This window comes from Micromonospora sp. NPDC002389 (assembly GCF_040296095.1).
Classification (GTDB): Bacteria; Actinomycetota; Actinomycetes; order Mycobacteriales; family Micromonosporaceae; genus Micromonospora.
In genome coordinates, this window is the sequence record NZ_JBEOWP010000021.1 from 54392 (window position 1) to 71410 (window position 17019).

Genomic DNA, 17019 nt, shown 5'->3' on the forward strand with positions numbered 1-17019 from the left:
CATGGCCGACGGATCTCGTCCGGGAGACCCGGCCACACCACGACCGCAGGCCACGCTCACCGCGGCCCTCTCCGCCGTCCGGCAACTCCGGCAGAAGGTCGACGCACTCGAACGCTCCGCACGCGAACCGCTCGCGATCGTCGGCATCGGTTGCCGGCTGCCCGGGGGAGTCACCTCCGCGGAGACCTTCTGGCAGGCCCTGATCGACGGGGTCGACGGCATCGTGGAGGTGCCACGCGACCGGTGGCACACTGCGGACGCGCCGCCCGGGAACGTGTTCCGCCAGGGCGGGTTCATCGACGGGGTGGCGGACTTCGACCCGTACTTCTTCGGGATCTCCCCGCGCGAGGCGGCCCGGATGGACCCCCAGCAGCGACTGTTCCTGGAGACCTCCTGGGAGGCGCTGGAGAACGCCGGCCTCACCCGTGACCAGCTCCGGGGCAGCGCCACCGGTGTCTTCGTCGGCGCCAACGCCACCGACTACCTCCAGTTGCAGCTCGCCGACCCGGCCGACGTCGACACGTACACGGTGGTCGGCGGCGTCGGCTGCATCATCGCCAACCGGCTGTCGTACCTGCTGGACCTGCGCGGACCGAGTCTGACCCTGGACACCGCCTGCTCGTCCTCGCTGGTCGCCGTGCACCTGGCCGGTCAGAGCCTGCGGACGCGGGAGTGCGACACCGCAGTGGTCGGCGGCATGAACGTCATCCTCTCGCCCACCCTGACCGAGGCACACGCGCGAGGGCTGCCGCTGGCGCCCGACGGCCGGTGCAAGACCTTCGACGCCCGGGCCGACGGGTACGGCCGAGGCGAAGGCGTCGGCGTGGTGGTGCTCAAGCGGCTCTCCGACGCGGTCGCCGCCGGGGACCAGATCTGGGCGGTGATCGCCGGATCGGCGGTCAACCAGGACGGCCTCACCAACGGCCTCACCGCGCCCAACGGACACGCCCAACGCGCGGTCATCACCACGGCACTGCGCAACGCCCAGGTCAACGCCGGGCAGGTCACCCTCCTTGAGGCACACGGCACCGGCACCGAACTCGGCGACCCGATCGAGGTCGAGGCGCTCAGCGAGGTCTATGGTGCGGCCACCGACGGGACCGACCGGTGTGCGCTCGGCTCCGCCAAGACCAACCTCGGTCACCTGGAGGCCGGCGCGGGCATCGTCGGAATGATCAAGGTCGCGCTGAGCATCCGGCACCGCGCGATCCCGCCACTGCTGCACCTGGAGAAACTCAACCCGCACCTCGACATCGACGACACCCGGCTGTTCATCCCACGCACCGCGCAGAGCTGGGAGGTGCCCACCGACCGCCGCTACGGCGCGGTCAGCTCGTTCGGGGCCGGCGGCACCAACGCCCACGTGGTGCTCGGGCCGGCACCCGAGCAGGCGCGTACCCCGCCCGTCGTGGACGAGCACGACGGCGAGCCCGTCGTGCTGTCGCTCACCGCGGCGGCACCCGAGGCGTTGACCGCGATGGCGCGGGCCTACGTCACACACCTGCGCAGCCCCGAGGCGTTGGCCCGACCGCTGGCCGACATCGCGTACGCCACCGTGGTCCGCCGGACCCAGCACGACCACCGCCTGACAGTGGTCGCCGCCACCCACGAGGAGGCGGCCCGACGGCTCACCGAGTGGCTCGACACCGGCGAGGCGTCCGGCGTCAGTCGTGGCCGGGCCCGCAACCGGGCCGGGCGCAAGGTCGTCTTCGTGGTGCCCGGCCAGGGTGGACAGCGTGCCGGCATGGGCGCGGATCTGATGCGCCACTGCCCGCACTTCCGCGCCGCCGTGACCGAGTGCGACGAGGCGTTCCGTCGGGTGCTCGGGCGCAGCATCCTCGACGCGGTGCACGGCCTGCCCGACGGCACCGAACTGACCGGCATCGACGTCATCCAACCGGCCCTGTTCGCGATGGCGGTCGGTCTGGCCGCCCACTACCGCGCCGCCGGTGTCGAACCGGACGCCGTGGTCGGGCACAGCATGGGCGAGATCGCCGCCGCGTACCTGGCCGGGGCGTTGAGCCTGGACGACGCGGCCCGCATCGTCTGCCGGCGCAGCGCGTTGTTGCTGCGGATCGCCGGGCAGGGCGAGATGCTGCTGGTGGCCCTGCCCACGGCCGCCGCCCAGGACCTGGTGACCGGGCACGAGGAGCTGGTGTCGGTCGCGGTCTGCAACAGCCCGACCTCGACCGTGTTGTCCGGCGACCCGGCGACCCTGGCCCGCATCGCCGACCGGCTGCGGGCCGACAACGTCTTCACCCGGCCGGTACGCGTCGACGTCGCCTCGCACAGCCCGCAGGTGGACGCCCTCACCGACGACCTGCTCACCGAGTTGGCCGGAATCCGTCCCCGCGCCGGCACCGTACCCGTCTTCTCCACCGTCACCTGCCAGTGGTGCGACGGCTCCGGCTTCGACCCGGACTACTGGGTGCGTAACCTGCGAGCGCCGGTGATGTTCTGGCCGGCGGTCCAGGCCCTGGTCGCCGAGGAGCACGGCGTCTTCGTCGAACTCAGTCCACACCCGATCCTCACCGGCGCGGTGGAGGAGGGCTTCGACCGCGCGGACCGCGACGGCCTGGCGCTGGCCTCGCTGCGCCGCGACGAGCCGGAGACGTACGGGCTGGCCACCGTGCTGGGTGCCCTGCACGCCAACGGGTTGTCCGACGCCCTGCGCCGCCGGGCCCCCGACCCGGTGCCGATGGTGCCGTTGCCCGGGTACACCTGGCAGCACGAGCGGCTCTGGTTCGACCAGACCGGCCGTCCGCGCAGCCGGCCCCGCCCGACAGCCACCGCACCGATCACACCGGAGCCGACCGGTCCCGCGCCGGAACCGACGACCGGGCCGCCCGTGCGCGACGTCGACGATCTCCGTCGGCTCGTCCTCGACGTGGTCTGCGACATCCTGCGGATGGACGCGTCGCGGATCGAGCCGCACGACGGCTTCGTGCAACTCGGCATGGACTCGATGCTCGCCGCCCGGATCCGGGCCCGACTCGGCGCCGCGCTGGACCGCCGGCTTCCCGCCACCGTCATGTTCGAACACCCGACCGTGGCGGCCCTCACCGCACACCTGACCGCCCTGGTCGCCGGGACCGGCGACGACGCGCTGCCGGATCTCGACGTACCGCCGCCGGTGGTGGCACCGCACCGGGTGGTGGAACACGTCGAGGAACTGTCCGAGGAGGAACTGCTCGACATGTTGGCCGAGGAACTGAACGCCTCCACCGGCACCGGGGAGATCCGATGACCGGCCCCAAGGACCGCCAGGCGATCCTGGTGGAGAGCCTGCGCGAGATCCGTCGTCTGCGCGACGAACTCGACGCGACCCGCGCGGCGGCGACCGAACCCGTCGCCATCGTCGGGATGGCCTGCCGGATGCCCGGCGGCGTACGCACCCCCGACCAGTTCTGGCACCTGCTCGACCGGGGCGGGGACGCGATCACCGAGATCCCCGCGTCCCGGTGGGACGTGGACCGCTACTACGATCCGTCGCCGGAGACGCCCGGCACGATGTACACCCGGCGGGGCGGGTTCCTCGACGACATCGACCAGTTCGACGCCGCCTTCTTCGGTATCTCGCAACGCGAGGCGGCCTGGCTGGACCCGCAACAACGACTGCTGCTCGAAGTCGGCTGGGAGGCCGTCGAGGATGCCGGTCAGGCACCCGACGGGCTGGCCGGCTCGGCCACCGGCGTCTGGTTCGGGGTGACCACCTACGACTACTGCCAGCGCCAGATGCGGGAGGTCGACGCGGCGACGCTGGAGGCGTACGCGTTGACGAGCAACGCCTCGACCTTCGCCGCCGGCCGCCTGTCGTACTGGCTCGGGCTGACCGGGCCCAGCCTCTCCGTGGACACCGCCTGTTCCTCCTCCCTCGTCGCCGTCCACCTCGCCTGTCAGAGCCTGCGGTCGGGGGAGACCTCGATGGCACTGGCGGGCGGCGTCAACGTGCTGCTCGCCCCGGAGTGGTCGGTGGTCGCCTCGCGGGCACGGATGCTGGCCCCCGACGGCCGGTGCAAGACCTTCGACGCCGGCGCGGACGGCTACGTCCGCAGCGAGGGCTGCGGAGTGGTGGTACTCAAACGACTCTCCGACGCGCTCGCCCAGGGCGACCGCGTCCTGGCGGTGATCCGGGGCTCGGCGGTCAACCAGGACGGCCGCAGCGGCGGCATCACCGTACCCAACGGCCACGCCCAGCAGGAGGTGATCCGGTCCGCGTTGCGGGCCGCCTCGGTACGCCCCGAGGAGGTCGGCTACCTGGAGGCGCACGGCACCGGGACCCCGCTGGGCGACCCGATCGAGTTGCGTGCCGCCGACGCGGTCCTCGGCCGGCGGGACCCGGCCGAGCCCCTGTTGGTGGGCTCCGTGAAGACCAACGTCGGTCACCTCGAACCAGCCGCCGGGATCGCCGGTCTGATCAAGGTCGTGCTCAGCCTGCGCCACCAGCGGATCCCGGCGCACCTGCACCTGCGGACGGTCAACCCGGACATCGGGCTCGACGAGATGGCGCTGGAGATCCCCACCACCGCCCGGGACTGGCCGACCGGCGACCGGCCCCGCATCGCGGGGTTGAGTTCCTTCGGCGCCAGCGGCACCAACGCCCACGTGATCGTGGCCGAGGCGCCACCGGAGCCGGTCACCGTGCCCGACGAGTCCCCCCGGACCGCTCACCTGCTCCCGCTCTCCGCTCGCTCTCCGCAGGCCCTCGACGAACTGGCCGGACGCTACGAGGCGCTGCTGGCCGAACCGACCGGCGACGACACGCTGGCGGACGTCTGTCACTCGGCGGCCACCGGTCGCGCCCACCTGCCGTACCGGCTGACCGCCGTCGGCACCGACGCCGCACACCTGCGCGACCAGCTCCGGGCGGCGCGGGCCGGGAAGACCGCGCCCGGCCTGCGCCGCGACCACGCCCGACCGCACGCCACGCCCGGCGTGGTGTTCCTGCTCACCGGCCAGGGCGCCCAGTACCCGGGCATGGCGCACCTGCTCTACCGCACCGAACCGGTGTTCCGGCAGGTCCTCGACGAGTGCGCCGAGCTGCTACGACCACTGCTGGACACACCGCTGCACACGCTGCTCGCGCCTGCCGCAGCCGCGTCGGCCGACGCCGTACCGCTGCACGACACCCGCAACACCCAACCGGCGCTGTTCGCGGTCGAGTACGCCCTGGCCGTCCTCTGGCGCTCCTGGGGGATCGTGCCGGCGGCGCTGCTCGGGCACAGCGTCGGCGAACTGGTCGCGGCGTGCCTCGCCGGAGTGTTCGACCTGGCCGACGGACTCCGACTGGCCGCCCGACGCGGCCAGTTGATGCACACCACCGCGCCCGGGGCGATGGCGAACGTGTCGGCTCCGCTGTCCCGGCTCGAAGAGGCACTCGCCCCGTACGCCGGGCGGCTGGCGGTCGCCGCGGTCAACGGCCCCGCCGACGTGGTCGTCTCCGGCGAACCGGCGGCGCTGGCGACCCTGCTCGACACGCTCGCGTTGCAGGGCATCCGCAGCAAGCGGCTGACCACCACCCGTGGCTTCCACTCGCCGTTGATGGACCCGGTGCTCGCCGAGTTCGAACGCGAGGCCGGCACGCTGACCTACCACCCGCCACGGATCCCGGTGCTGTCCAACGTCACCGGCACCTACCACGCCGCCGACGGGTTCTCGGCCCGCTACCTGCGCGAGCACGTACGCGGCACGGTGCGCTTCGCCGACGGTGCCCGGACCCTGCTCGACGACGGTCACACGGTCTTCCTGGAGGTCGGCCCCGCACCCGTGCTCGCCGCCATGACGCGGCGGATCGACGACACCCCTGCCGGCGACCGACCCCGGCTGTTCCTGCCGTCGCTGCGCAAGGGCCACGACGACTGCCGGACCATCCTGGACAGCCTCGGCGCGCTGCACACCCGAGGCGTGCCGGTGGACTGGGCCGCCCTCGGCCGGGGACGCCGCCGGGTACCGGTGCCGACAAGCGTCTTCCGCCGGGAACGGCACTGGTACCCGACCCCGGAACCGGGACGCACCGTCCCGACCGGCCGCGCCGGGACGGCGCTCGTCCCGGACACCGGGTCACGGTCGCTGCTCGGGCGCCGGGTCCCGTCCCCGCTGGACGTCGTCCAGTTCGAGAGCCGGCTCGACGCCGCGCGCCACCCCTGCCTCGGCGACTGCGTGATGGACGGCCTGCCGGTGGTGAACATCGGCGTCTACCTCGAATCCGCCCTGGCCGCCGTCCGGCACCTGAGCGGACCGGGCCCGATCGAGGTGACCGACTGCACGGTGACCCAGAGTCTGGTCCTCGAACACGGACGCGCCGTCGACGCCCAGCTGCTGGTGGAGCCGGACGCCACCGGGCAGTTCGGCTACCGGTACTTCGCCGCCCACCCGGACTCTGACGCGGACCCGACCTGGGTGCTGCACAGCCGGGGCCGTGCCGGCCTGCTGCCGCAGTCGACACCGCAGCCCCCGGTCGACCTCGCCGCACTCCGGGCCGACCTGCCCGGCGAGCTGACCGGAGCCGAGTTCTATCGGCGCATGTGGCAACGCAAGCTCTATCTGGGCCCGTCGGCCCAGTGGGTGGACCACGTCTGGCAGCGCGACGGCGAAGCGGTGGCCCGGATGCGGGCCGCGCGACCCGGCGAGAACGACGACTACCTGCTGCACCCGGGTCTCACCGACGCCATGTTCCAGTCCCTGTTCGCCTGCCTCCCCGCCGATCGACAGGCCGACGCCGCCTACCTGCTCGTCGGCATCGAACGGTTCCGCTTCCACGGCATGCCCGGGCACGGCGGCGAGCTCTACTGCCACGTACGGCTGCTGCCCACGGCGGGCCCGACCACGTTGCAGGCCGAGGTACGTCTCTACGACGACGCGGGGCGAGCGGTCGTGTCCGCCGACGGTGTCCTGCTCAAGCGCGCGGGCCGGGAGAACCTCAGGAGACCCGAGGCCCCCGCCCCACGGGTCGCCGTGACCGCCGCACCGACGGTCGCCTCGTCACCACCGCCCCCGACCTCGGTGCCCGCCGGCCCACTGGACCGGCCGACCGTCGAGACGTTGGTCGCCGACGCGGTCGCTCGTGCGCTGGGTGCCGTCGACGGCGACGGGCTCGACCGGCACGAACCGGTGCAGAACCTCGGACTCGACTCGCTCATGGCGCTGGAGGTGAAGGAAGGGCTCTCCGCCGCCCTGGGGGTCTCGCTGCCGATGGTGGCGTTCCTGGACGGCAGCAGCATCGTCAGCCTCGCCGAGACGGCCCACACCCGACTCGGCGGTTCCACCTCGACGGACCGGCCCTCGGCGGCCGAGCGGCCGGAGACCACCACCGTCCGACCGGCCCCGGCCGACCGGTACGAGCCGTTCCCGCTGACCGACCTGCAACAGGCGTACCTGGTCGGCCGCTCCGATGCGTTCGAGCTCGGCAACACCTCCACGTACTTCTTCCTGGAGGTCGACATCGAGCAGCTCGACGTCGACCGCCTCGGCGCGGCACTGCGCCGGATGGTGGACCGCCACGACATGTTGCGGGCGGTGGTCAGCCCCGAGGGCCACCAGCGGGTCCTGCCGCAGGTGCCGCCGTACCAGATCCGGGTGGTCGACCTGCGCGCCGAGAGCGACCGGCGACGCGACGAGCGGCTCGACGAGATCCGGGCCGAGATGAGCACCCAGGTCTTCGACACCACGGTCTGGCCGTTGTTCGACGTCCGGGCGACCCGGGTCGACCAGCACCGGACTCGGCTGCACTTCGGCTTCGACGCCCTGATCATCGACGCCTGGAGCACGTCGATGCTCTTCCGCGAACTGGCCGCCGCCTATCGGGGCGACGACGCGGCGCTGCCGCCGCTGGAGCTGACGTTCCGCGACTACGTGCTGGCCCGTCAGCAGGAGATCGGCGGGCCCCGGCACACCGCGGCGCGGGAGTACTGGATGCGGCGGCTGGAGCACCTGCCCCCGGCACCGGAGCTGCCGCTGGCCACGAGCCCGGCCCAGGTGGAGCGGCCGGTCTTCGCGCACCGGTCGGCACGGCTGGACCCGGCGGACTGGACGCGGTTCAAGCAGTTCGCCACCGCCCGGGGCGTCACCGCCTCGGCGGCCCTGTGCACCGCGTACGCGCAGGTGCTGGCCGCCTGGAGCAAGAGCAGCCGGTTCACCCTCAACGTGCTGTTCTTCAACCGCGCGCCGGTGCACCCGGACGTCAGCCGGATGCTCGGCAACTTCAGCACCACCTCGCTGCTGGAGGTCGACAGCACCCGCACCGACGACTTCGGCACCCGCGCCGTCCGTGTCCAACGGCAGCTCTGGAGCGACCTGGAACACAGCCAGTTCAGTGGCGTGCAGGTGTTGCGCGAGCTGAACGCCGCCGGAGGCGGCTCGGCTCGGGCGACCATGCCCGTGGTCTTCGCCAGCACGGTGAACTTCGCCGCCAAGGACGACGGCGCGGCGGCCACCGGGCTGGCCCAGCACCTGCTCGATCTCGGTGCCGGGGGCCGGGAGGTGGCCAGTTCCATCCGTACGCCCCAGGTGTGGCTGGACCACCAGGTCGTCGAGGACGCCGGTGCGCTGGTCGTCAACTGGGACGTGATCGAGGAACTGTTCCCGGCCGGGATGATCGACGCGATGTTCGACGCGTACGTCGAGACGTTGCGCGACCTGTGCCGCGACGAGTCGACCTGGCGTCGCCCGGCCCCGGTGCTGACCCCGGAGACGGACCTGGCGGTTCGGCGCGCGGTGAACGCCACCGCCGGTCCGGTGCCGACGGGGCTGCTGCACGCCCCGTTCCTTCAGGCGGCGGCCCGGTACCCGGACCGGCCGGCGGTGATCACTGCGGACCGGCGCCTGACCTACCGGGAACTCGACCGCCGCTCCGACCGGGTGGCGCAGTGGCTGGCCGACAACGCCGCCGGCCCCGGCACCCTGGTCGGCGTCGTGATGGAGAAGGGCTGGGAGCAGGTCGTCGCCGTGATCGGCGTACTCAAGGCGGGCGCCACCTACGTGCCCATCGACGCCCACGTGCCGCCGGAGCGGCTCCGGCTGCTGCTGGACAGCGCGGCGATCTCGCTGGTCCTCACCCAGTCCTGGGTCGAGGAGCGGATCCGGTGGCCGGAGGACGTGGTCCGCACCACCGTGGACACGCTGCCCGCCGGCCGTACCCGCCGGTCCGCCCGCGCCCGCCAGGCCAGCCCCGACAGCCTCGCGTACGTCATCTTCACCTCCGGGTCGACGGGCCTGCCCAAGGGCGTCATGATCACCCACGCCAGCGCGCGGAACACCGTCGACGACGTCAACGAGCGCTTCGGGGTGACCGCCGAGGACCGGGTCCTGGCGTTGTCCGCACTCAACTTCGACCTCTCCGTCTACGACGTGTTCGGACTCCTCGGCGTCGGCGGCGCCGTCGTCCTGCCTCCGCCCGAGGCGCAACGGGAACCGGAACGCTGGTGGGACCTGGCCACCACGCACCGGGTGACGATCTGGAACAGCGTGCCCGCGCTGGCGGAGATGTTCGCCGAACACGTCCTGACCCGCACCGACGACCGCGCGCTCGCGCTGCGGGTGGTGATGATGAGCGGGGACTGGATCCCGGTTACCCTGCCGGACCGGCTCCGGCAGGTCGCACCGCAGGCCGCCCTCTGGAGCCTGGGCGGGGCGACCGAGGCGGCGATCTGGTCCATCCTGTACCCGATCGACACGGTCGATCCGGGCTGGGCGAGCATCCCCTACGGCCGACCCATGCGCAACCAGCAGTTCCACGTGCTCAACGACGCGCTGCAACCCTGCCCGGTCTGGGTCACCGGGGACCTGTACATCGGCGGTGTCGGCCTGGCACAGGGCTACCTCAACGACGACGAACGCACCCGGGCCGCGTTCGTCCGTCATCCCCTCACCGGCGAGCGCCTCTATCGCACCGGAGACCTGGGACGCTACCTGCCGGACGGCCTCATCGAGTTCCTCGGCCGGGAGGACTTCCAGGTCAAGGTGCAGGGCTACCGCATCGAACTGGGCGAGATCGAGGCCGCGCTGTCGCAGTGCGAGGGGGTACGCTCCGCCGCCGTCGTCGCGCACGGCGCCCGGCGGGGCGCCAAGCGCCTGCACGGCTACGTGGTGCTCGACCCCGATCACGCCGACCCCGGCGAGATCGCGGTCAAGGCGATCGACCAGGCGCTGCGGCGGGTGCTGCCGGAGTACATGGTGCCGCAGCACCTGACGGTCCTGGACGAGTTGCCGATGAGCGCCAACGGCAAGATCGACCGGTCGGCGCTGCCGGAGCCGGACAGCGGCGACACCGAGGGCGAGTCGGCCCTGCCCCGCGACGAGGTGGAGCGGGAACTGGCCGACCTCTGGGCCGAGTTCTTCGAGCGGGACCGGGTGGGCGTCACCGAGAACTTCTTCACCCTCGGCGGCAACTCGCTGCTCGCGGTCCGTCTGATGGCCCAGATCCGGGCCCGTACCGGCCGGGTGCTGCCGCTTGCGGAACTCTTCGCCCGCCCGACGATCCGGCACCTGGCCGACCTGGTCCGCGACACCACCGCGCCGGACCGTCGGACGGCCCTGGTGCCGATCAGGACCGGCGGGGACGCGGTGCCGCTGTTCTTCGTGCACCCGGTCGGCGGCGACGTGCTCTGCTACTCGGAACTCGCCGACCGGTTGGGCCCCGGGCAGTCGTTCTACGGGTTGCAGGTGCCCGACGTGGAGCCGGCCCCGCAGAGCCTGACCGACCTCGCCGCGCACTACGTGGACGCGGTCCGGCGCGCGTTCCCCGCCGGACCGTACCGCCTCGGCGGCTGGTCGATGGGCGGGATGATCGCGCTGGAGATGGCCCGCCAGATCACCGCCACCGGCGCGGAGGTCGACGTGGTGCTCGCCGTGGACATCATGGAGCCGCCCCGGCGACGCGAGGACGCCGTGGACGAGACGGTGCTGCTGTCCTGGCTGGCCCGCGACCTGGCCGGGCTGACCGGTCGGGTGTGGCGACCGGACCCGGCCACCTTCACGCCCGAGCCGGGCCGCTCGGCGCTGGACCTGCTGCACGCCGAGGCCCGCCGTCGCGAGGTGCTGCCGGCCGAGGTGGACCTGGAGACGCTCACCGCCATCGCGGAGCGCTTCACCCGCAACTTCCGGGCCCTGCTCGACCACCAACCGCAGCCCTACTCCGGCCGGGTCCACTTCCTGCGCGCCCGCGACGGCGGTGCCGACGTCGAGACCACCGAGGCGTGGATGGACCTGGTCACCGAGGCGGTCCGCGTCGACGTACCGGGCGACCACTACACCGTGATGCAGCAACCCCACCTCGCCGTGCTGGCCGACGAGATCGGCAAGCTCCTGCCCCCGCCTGCGGCGGGTCCGCAGGTTCCCCCACTGACTGAAGGGTGAGTTCGATGTCCCTCAAGTTCGGCGCGTTCATCCCGCCGTTCCACTCCCTCGGCGAGGATCCGACCACCGCGATCTGGCGCGACCTGGATCTCATCGAATGGCTGGACACACTCGGCATCGACGAGGCGTGGGTCGGCGAGCACCATTCCGGCGGCTGGTCGACGATCAGCTCACCGGAGGTGTTCCTGGCCGCCGCCGCCGAGCGGACCCGGCGGATCAGGTTGGGCACCGGCGTGGTCAGCCTGCCCTACCACCACCCGCTCACCGCCGCCAACCGCGTCGTGCAGCTCGACCACCAGAGCCGGGGCCGGGCCATGTTCGGCGTCGGCGCGGGCGTCTCGCCGGCCGACGCGCACATGATGGGCATCGCCGCCTCCGACCAGCGGCGGATGATGGCCGAGTCGCTCGACGCGATCGTCCACCTGCTGACCGACCCCACCCCGCTGACCCGCAAGACCGACTGGTTCGAGCTGCGCGACGCCCGACTGCACCTGAAGCCGTACGCCCGGCCGTCGCTGGACGTGGCGGTGGCCAGCGCCGGTTCGGAGCGCGGCATGCGGCTGGCCGGACGCTACGGGCTGTCCGCGCTGACCTTCGCCGGCCGCCCCGGCATGGTGGAGCCGCCGCTGGCGCAGCTGTGGGCGGCGGCCGAGGACGAGGCCGCCACGCACGGTAAGACGATGGACCGGGCCTCGTGGCGCGTCGCCATCTGCGTCCACATCGCCGACACCCGGCAGGAGGCGATGGACCAGGTCCGCGCCGGGATGGGCCACTGGTTCCGGGAGTACGTCCAGGACACCGTCGGCGCCGAGGCGAAGCTGCCGGAGGGGCGCGAACCCGAGGTGGCGATGGAGACCCGCACCGCCATCATCGGTTCGGTGGAGGACGCCGTCGAGGCGATCGCCCGGATGCAGGCCGACAGCGGCGGCTTCGGCACCCTGCTGGTGAACACCCAGGACTGGGCCACCCGGGAGCAGACCAAGCACAGCTACGAGCTGCTGGCGCGCTATGTGGCGCCGCACTTCACCGGCGCGCTGGAGAGCCGCAGGGCCTCGCAGCGATGGGTGTCGGACAACCGCGGTGACTTCTCGGCGCAGGCCCGGGAGGCCGCCCGCCGGGCGTCGTCGCCCCGTTGACCGTACGCGCCGTGCTCCGGGCCGCCGGGCATGGTCAGGCACGAGGGAGGAACGGCCGTGGGAACACCCGTCGGTGCGGTACGACCAGTCCTGGACAGCGTGGCGTTCCGCGACGCGATGTCGCTTCTCGCGGCACCGCTGACCGTGGTGACCACCCGAGACCGCGAGGGGCGACGCTGGGGGTTCACCGCCAGCTCGGTGGTCTCCGCCTCGCTGGTACCGCCGCTGCTGATCGTCGGCATCGGGCACGAGTCGAGCTGCTTCACGGCCATGGTGGACGCCGACGAGTTCGCGGTGAACCTGCTCGGCGAGGAGCAACAGGCGACCGCCCGTCGGTTCGCGGCCCGGGGTGCCGACCGCTTCGCCGGGTCGGACTGCCGGGACCTCGCCGGCAGCACGCTGCCGTACCTCGGCGACGCGCACGCGGTGTTCCGCTGCACGCTGGCCGACCGCCTCACCGTCGGCGACCACGACCTGTTGGTGGGCCACCTGACCGAGGTCCACGTCTCGGGCCAGGCGCGACCGCTGTTGTGGTACCGCCGTGGCTTCCACGTCCCCGTGCCCGGGCAGCCCGCGGGGGGCTGAGCCCGGCCCACTGTTTCCCCGGTCAGTCGACGGACCGGGGGACATGAGCACCGACGGTCGCGCCGGTCATCCGCCGACGGGCCGCAGATCGTCCCCATCCCCGACGGTCCGGTGCCAGGAGTACGCGCCGGGTCGCGTCCACACCAAGGACGCGACCCGGCGCTTCTCGTCGTGTCCGCCCACCGGCGGACGCCTCAGCCGGTCTCGGTCTCGACTGTCCGACCAGCCGGTCTCGGTCCCGGGTCTCCGACGTGGACCGTCCCGGGGGGCCGCGCTACACAGCGGGTCCACGGCCGCGAACGGCCGTGGACCCGGGTGCGTGCGGGGGGAGTGGTCAGCCCACCGGCTTGGCCGCCACGCTCTGCGGCTGGTCCGCCGAGGTGGCTGGCGGTGCCGGGGGCGCGGGCGGCATGGGCGGTGGGGGCAACTGCTTCGGCAGCCAGCGCAGCGAGATCACCGCCGCCGCGAGCACGACGACGATGGCCACGATCATGGCGGCTCGCATGCCGGTGAGGTACGCCTGCATGCCCGCGTCGACCAGGCTGGCTCCTCCGTCGGGCAGCCCGGCGGAGGCGATCGCCCGCAGGGTGCCGCCGATCGAGTCACCGGCCTCGTCGCGCAACCCGGCGGGCAACACGTCGACCGCGTCGCCGAGGGAGCTGCGGTAGACACTGCCCAGGACGCTGCCGATCACGGCGACGCCGAGTGCGCCCGCCACCTGGCGGGCGGTCTGCGTGACCGCCTGCCCGGCACCGGCCTTCGGCAGCGGCACCACGGACATCAGGGAGCCGGTGGCCGGCGCCATGATGCAACCCCAGCCGATGCCGAACAGCAACTGCGCGACGATGAGCAGCCACACCCCGGTCTGCCGGTCCATCACGGCGGTCAGCACGAAGGAGAGCGCCATCACGACGGCTCCGGCGGCCACCACCGTACGCGGCCCGAATCGGGCCGCCAGCTTGGGCGAGCGCGCGGAGGTGAGCACCGTGCCCACGCCCATCGGCAGCATGAGCAGTCCGGCCTGCATGGGGGAGTAGCCGCGCACCGCCTGGTAGTAGAACTGGATCACGAAGATCGCGCCGATCAGGGCGAAGAAGCACAGGGCGATGGTGGCCGTGCCGGCGGAGAAACGGCTGCTGCGCAGCAGCTTCACGTCGAGCGACGGACTCGCCATCCGGCTCTCGACGAGGACCAGCACGGCGATCAGCGCCAGCCCGGCGACGATCGAGCCCAGCACCGGCAGCGAGAGCCACTCGTTGTCCTCGCCGCCGACCACGATGCCGTAGACCAGCAGGCCGATGGCCACGATCGACAGCACGACGCCGAGCGGGTCGAAGCGCGACTTCATCGGGCTGCGGCTCTCCGGCACCCAGAGGGCGATCAGCACGACACTGATCAGCACCAGCGGGGCGTTGATCAGGAAGATCGAGCCCCACCAGAAGCTCTCCAGCAGCACGCCGCCCAGGATCGGGCCGACGGCGAAGGCCACACCGGCGGCGGCGGCCCAGGTGGCGATGGCCTTCGGGCGCTCCGGCGGGGGGAAGGTGGCCATGATGACGGCCAGCGTGACGGTGGGGATGACGGCCGCGCCGACACCCATCACGGCCCGCCAGAGGATGAGCGACTCGACGTCGGCGGCGTACGCGGCCAGGGTCGAGGCGATACCGAAGATCAGCAGCCCGGCGACCAGGACCTTCTTGCGACCGAACCGGTCCGCGCAGACCCCGCCGGTGAAGATGAAGGCGGCGAACGTGATCAGGTAGGTGTCCAGCGACCACTGGAGTTCGGCGTTGCTCGCGCCGAGGCTGAGCTGGATCGGGTTCAGCGCGACGTTGATGATGGTGATGTCCATGACGACGATCAGTACGATGACCGCCATCAGTGCCGAGATCGCCCGACGTCGGGCCGGGGTCAGCGGGGGTAACGCGGGAGCTTGGGGTTGCATTGCCGTCCTTTGCAGACTGGCATCACCACGCCAGGCCCGGACGTCGAAGGTTCAACCGGAGGGGTGGTAATGCGATCGAACCCGTGCGATGTGCGGAGAGGAAGCGCCACCAGCCCGCCCGGGACTGGTGGTGCCTCCGTGCCTCGGCGGAGTCGACGCCCGAAGGCGGGTCACTCCGCCCAGGGCAGCGGCACCTTGTTGTCGCTGTTCGGCAGCATGGCCTTGCCGCCCACCTTCATGGCGACCAGCGCCTGGGCCGGGCCGCCGACGGTCTTGAGCTGACGCATGACACCGCCCGGAAGGACGAGCGCCTGGCCGGCCTTGACGAGCTTGGTCTCGTCGCCCACGGTGACCTCGAAGGTGCCGGAGATCGGCATCCACACCTGCTCGGCGTCGATGCCGTGCACCGGCGTGGCGGCGTCCTCGCCCAACTCGACCCGCCAGGTGCTCACCTCCGCGCTGCCCTGGCTCGGGCCGGCGAGACCGAACATCTGGCCGGCGGGGGTGGTGGTCGTACGGGCTTCCGTCTCACTGATGACATTCATCGGCGGCCTCCGAGTAAATTAGCTTTACTTGCGTAACGTCAGTAAAGTCCTGCTTGCAGGCTGTGTCAAGCTGTTTTGCATGACTGACCCCGACCCGCTCGAGCGAACTCCGCTGACCTTCCTGTTGGGCATGTCGTTCCAACTCGTCCTCACCGAGTTCGTCACCAAACTCGACGCGATCGGCTACGACGACCTCCGCCCCATCCACGGATTCGTCTTCCAGTTGTTGCAGGGCCCGGGTGCCACCAGCACCGAGCTGGCCGGGCAACTCGGTGTGACCAAGCAGGCGGCCGGGCAGATCGTCGACTACCTCGAAGGTGCCGGTTACGTCGAGCGCCGCCCGTACCCGTCGGGTGGTCGCCGCAAGCTCGTCGTCCTCACCGACAAGGGCCGCGAGCACATGCGTACGGCGGGGCGCACCCTGACCGAGATCGAGTCCCGGCTGGCCGTCAGCCTGGACGACGAGGGGCTGGCCGCGCTGCGTCAGGAACTCGCCCGCGTGATCCGTAACATCGCCGGTGACGACGTCCCGCCGCTGCGGCCCTTCTGGTAGCGGCCGGCGGCCGATTCGTAGTCACCCGGATGAATCGCCGGGCGCGTGCCCCCACAACCTTCCGACCGGGCGGTAGGATGACGGGACATTGACGGGGTACCGAAGGCGGAGGCCACAGATGGCTCGTGCGACGTCCAGCCGGCCGGCGACGACCCGACGTCGGCAGCGTTGGCCCGACGGCTACGACCCGGAGAACACCCGTCGATCCCTGATCACGAGCGCCCTCGAACTGTTCGAGCGCCGGGGCTTCGACCGCACGTCGGTGCAGGAGATCGCCGACCAGGCGCGGCTCACCAAGGGCGCCTTCTACCACCACTTCGAGAGCAAGGACGACCTGCTGCGGCACATCCAGGAGGAGTACCTGGAGGCGCAGCTCGCCGCGATCGAGCGGATCGAGAGCGGTAGCGACGACCCGAAGGTGCGGGTCGCGGAGCTGATCCGGCTCAGCCTGACCAGCGTGGCCGAGTACCGCGCCCACGTGACCATCTTCTACCAGGAGCGGCGCTACCTCACCGGTGACCTGTTCGCCGAGGTGACCCGCAAGCGCGACCGGTTGGAGGCGGCCTTCGCCGGCATGATCCAGGACGGCGTGGCGCGGGGCGTGTTCCGGGCCGACGTCGATCCCCGGATCATCACCTTCGGGCTCGTCGGCATGTGCGCGTGGGCCTACCAGTGGCTCAACCTCGGCGGCCCACTCAGCATCGACGACGTGGCGCGCCAGTTCAGCGCCATGGTGCTGGAGGGGCTGGTCTGAGTCGGCCCGGCCCGGCAGCCGCCGAGCGCCTACCGGGCCGTCACGAGTCAGCCGTTGAGCAACTGGCGGGCCATCACGATGCGCTGTACCTGGTTGGTGCCCTCGTAGATCTGGGTGATCTTGGCGTCGCGCATCATCCGCTCGACCGG

9 protein-coding genes are annotated in these 17019 nt (G+C 72.1%); 6 read left to right on the plus strand and 3 right to left on the minus strand.

The genetic code is table 11. The features are described from left to right. Position 1: 1 nt before the first annotated feature. Genes ABT008_RS27955 through ABT008_RS27970 form a run of 4 tightly spaced genes read left to right on the plus strand, consistent with a single transcriptional unit; the run spans position 2 to position 13073 of the window. Positions 2–3247 (plus strand): type I polyketide synthase, encoded by a 3246-nt coding sequence (locus ABT008_RS27955; protein WP_350699926.1) that lies wholly within the window; start codon positions 2–4, stop codon positions 3245–3247. After that, positions 3244–11352: a hybrid non-ribosomal peptide synthetase/type I polyketide synthase gene (locus ABT008_RS27960; RefSeq protein WP_350699928.1), complete on the plus strand. Its 8109-nt coding sequence runs from the start codon at positions 3244–3246 to the stop codon at positions 11350–11352. Before ABT008_RS27955 ends, ABT008_RS27960 begins: the two co-directional genes overlap by 4 nt. A 5-nt stretch (positions 11353–11357) precedes the next feature. Then, complete coding sequence (locus ABT008_RS27965; protein WP_350699930.1) at positions 11358–12488, plus strand: LLM class flavin-dependent oxidoreductase; 1131 nt, start codon at positions 11358–11360, stop codon at positions 12486–12488. A gap of 57 nt (positions 12489–12545) precedes the next feature. Beyond that, positions 12546–13073, plus strand: a complete 528-nt coding sequence (locus ABT008_RS27970) for a flavin reductase family protein (protein WP_350699932.1) — start codon at positions 12546–12548, stop codon at positions 13071–13073. A gap of 334 nt (positions 13074–13407) precedes the next feature. Here ABT008_RS27970 and ABT008_RS27975 read toward each other — a convergent pair whose 3' ends face one another. After that, positions 13408–14952 carry an MFS transporter gene (locus ABT008_RS27975; protein ID WP_350699934.1) on the minus strand — a complete coding sequence of 515 codons (1545 nt, stop codon included), beginning with the start codon at positions 14950–14952 and terminating at the stop codon, positions 13408–13410. A 236-nt stretch (positions 14953–15188) separates the two neighbouring features. Continuing rightward, positions 15189–15563, minus strand: a complete 375-nt coding sequence (locus tag ABT008_RS27980) for a cupin domain-containing protein (RefSeq protein ID WP_350699936.1) — start codon at positions 15561–15563, stop codon at positions 15189–15191. 79 nt (positions 15564–15642) lie between these two features. Here ABT008_RS27980 and ABT008_RS27985 point away from each other — a divergent pair, with 79 nt between their 5' ends. Beyond that, positions 15643–16116 carry a MarR family winged helix-turn-helix transcriptional regulator gene (locus ABT008_RS27985; protein ID WP_350699938.1) on the plus strand — a complete coding sequence of 158 codons (474 nt, stop codon included), beginning with the start codon at positions 15643–15645 and terminating at the stop codon, positions 16114–16116. A 118-nt stretch (positions 16117–16234) separates the two neighbouring features. Continuing rightward, positions 16235–16870, plus strand: coding sequence for a TetR/AcrR family transcriptional regulator (locus tag ABT008_RS27990; RefSeq protein ID WP_350699940.1), 636 nt, complete (start codon positions 16235–16237; stop codon positions 16868–16870). Positions 16871–16917: 47 nt separating this feature from the next. On the opposite strand, the gene ABT008_RS27995 is transcribed toward ABT008_RS27990, so the two are convergent. Next, a partial coding sequence (locus tag ABT008_RS27995; protein ID WP_350699943.1) for an acyl-CoA dehydrogenase family protein occupies positions 16918–17019 on the minus strand: 102 nt, incomplete at its 5' end.

Excerpts from the sequence above, each read along its gene's own strand:
- ABT008_RS27955 (WP_350699926.1), top strand. The coding sequence starts at position 2 with ATGGCCGACGGATCTCGTCCGGGAGACCCGGCCACACCACGACCGCAG.
- ABT008_RS27960 (WP_350699928.1), top strand. The coding sequence starts at position 3,244 with ATGACCGGCCCCAAGGACCGCCAGGCGATCCTGGTGGAGAGCCTGCGC.
- ABT008_RS27975 (WP_350699934.1), bottom strand. The coding sequence starts at position 14,952 with ATGGCGGTCATCGTACTGATCGTCGTCATGGACATCACCATCATCAAC.
- ABT008_RS27980 (WP_350699936.1), bottom strand. The coding sequence starts at position 15,563 with ATGAATGTCATCAGTGAGACGGAAGCCCGTACGACCACCACCCCCGCC.
- ABT008_RS27990 (WP_350699940.1), top strand. The coding sequence starts at position 16,235 with ATGGCTCGTGCGACGTCCAGCCGGCCGGCGACGACCCGACGTCGGCAG.
- ABT008_RS27985 (WP_350699938.1), top strand. The coding sequence starts at position 15,643 with ATGACTGACCCCGACCCGCTCGAGCGAACTCCGCTGACCTTCCTGTTG.
- ABT008_RS27965 (WP_350699930.1), top strand. The coding sequence starts at position 11,358 with ATGTCCCTCAAGTTCGGCGCGTTCATCCCGCCGTTCCACTCCCTCGGC.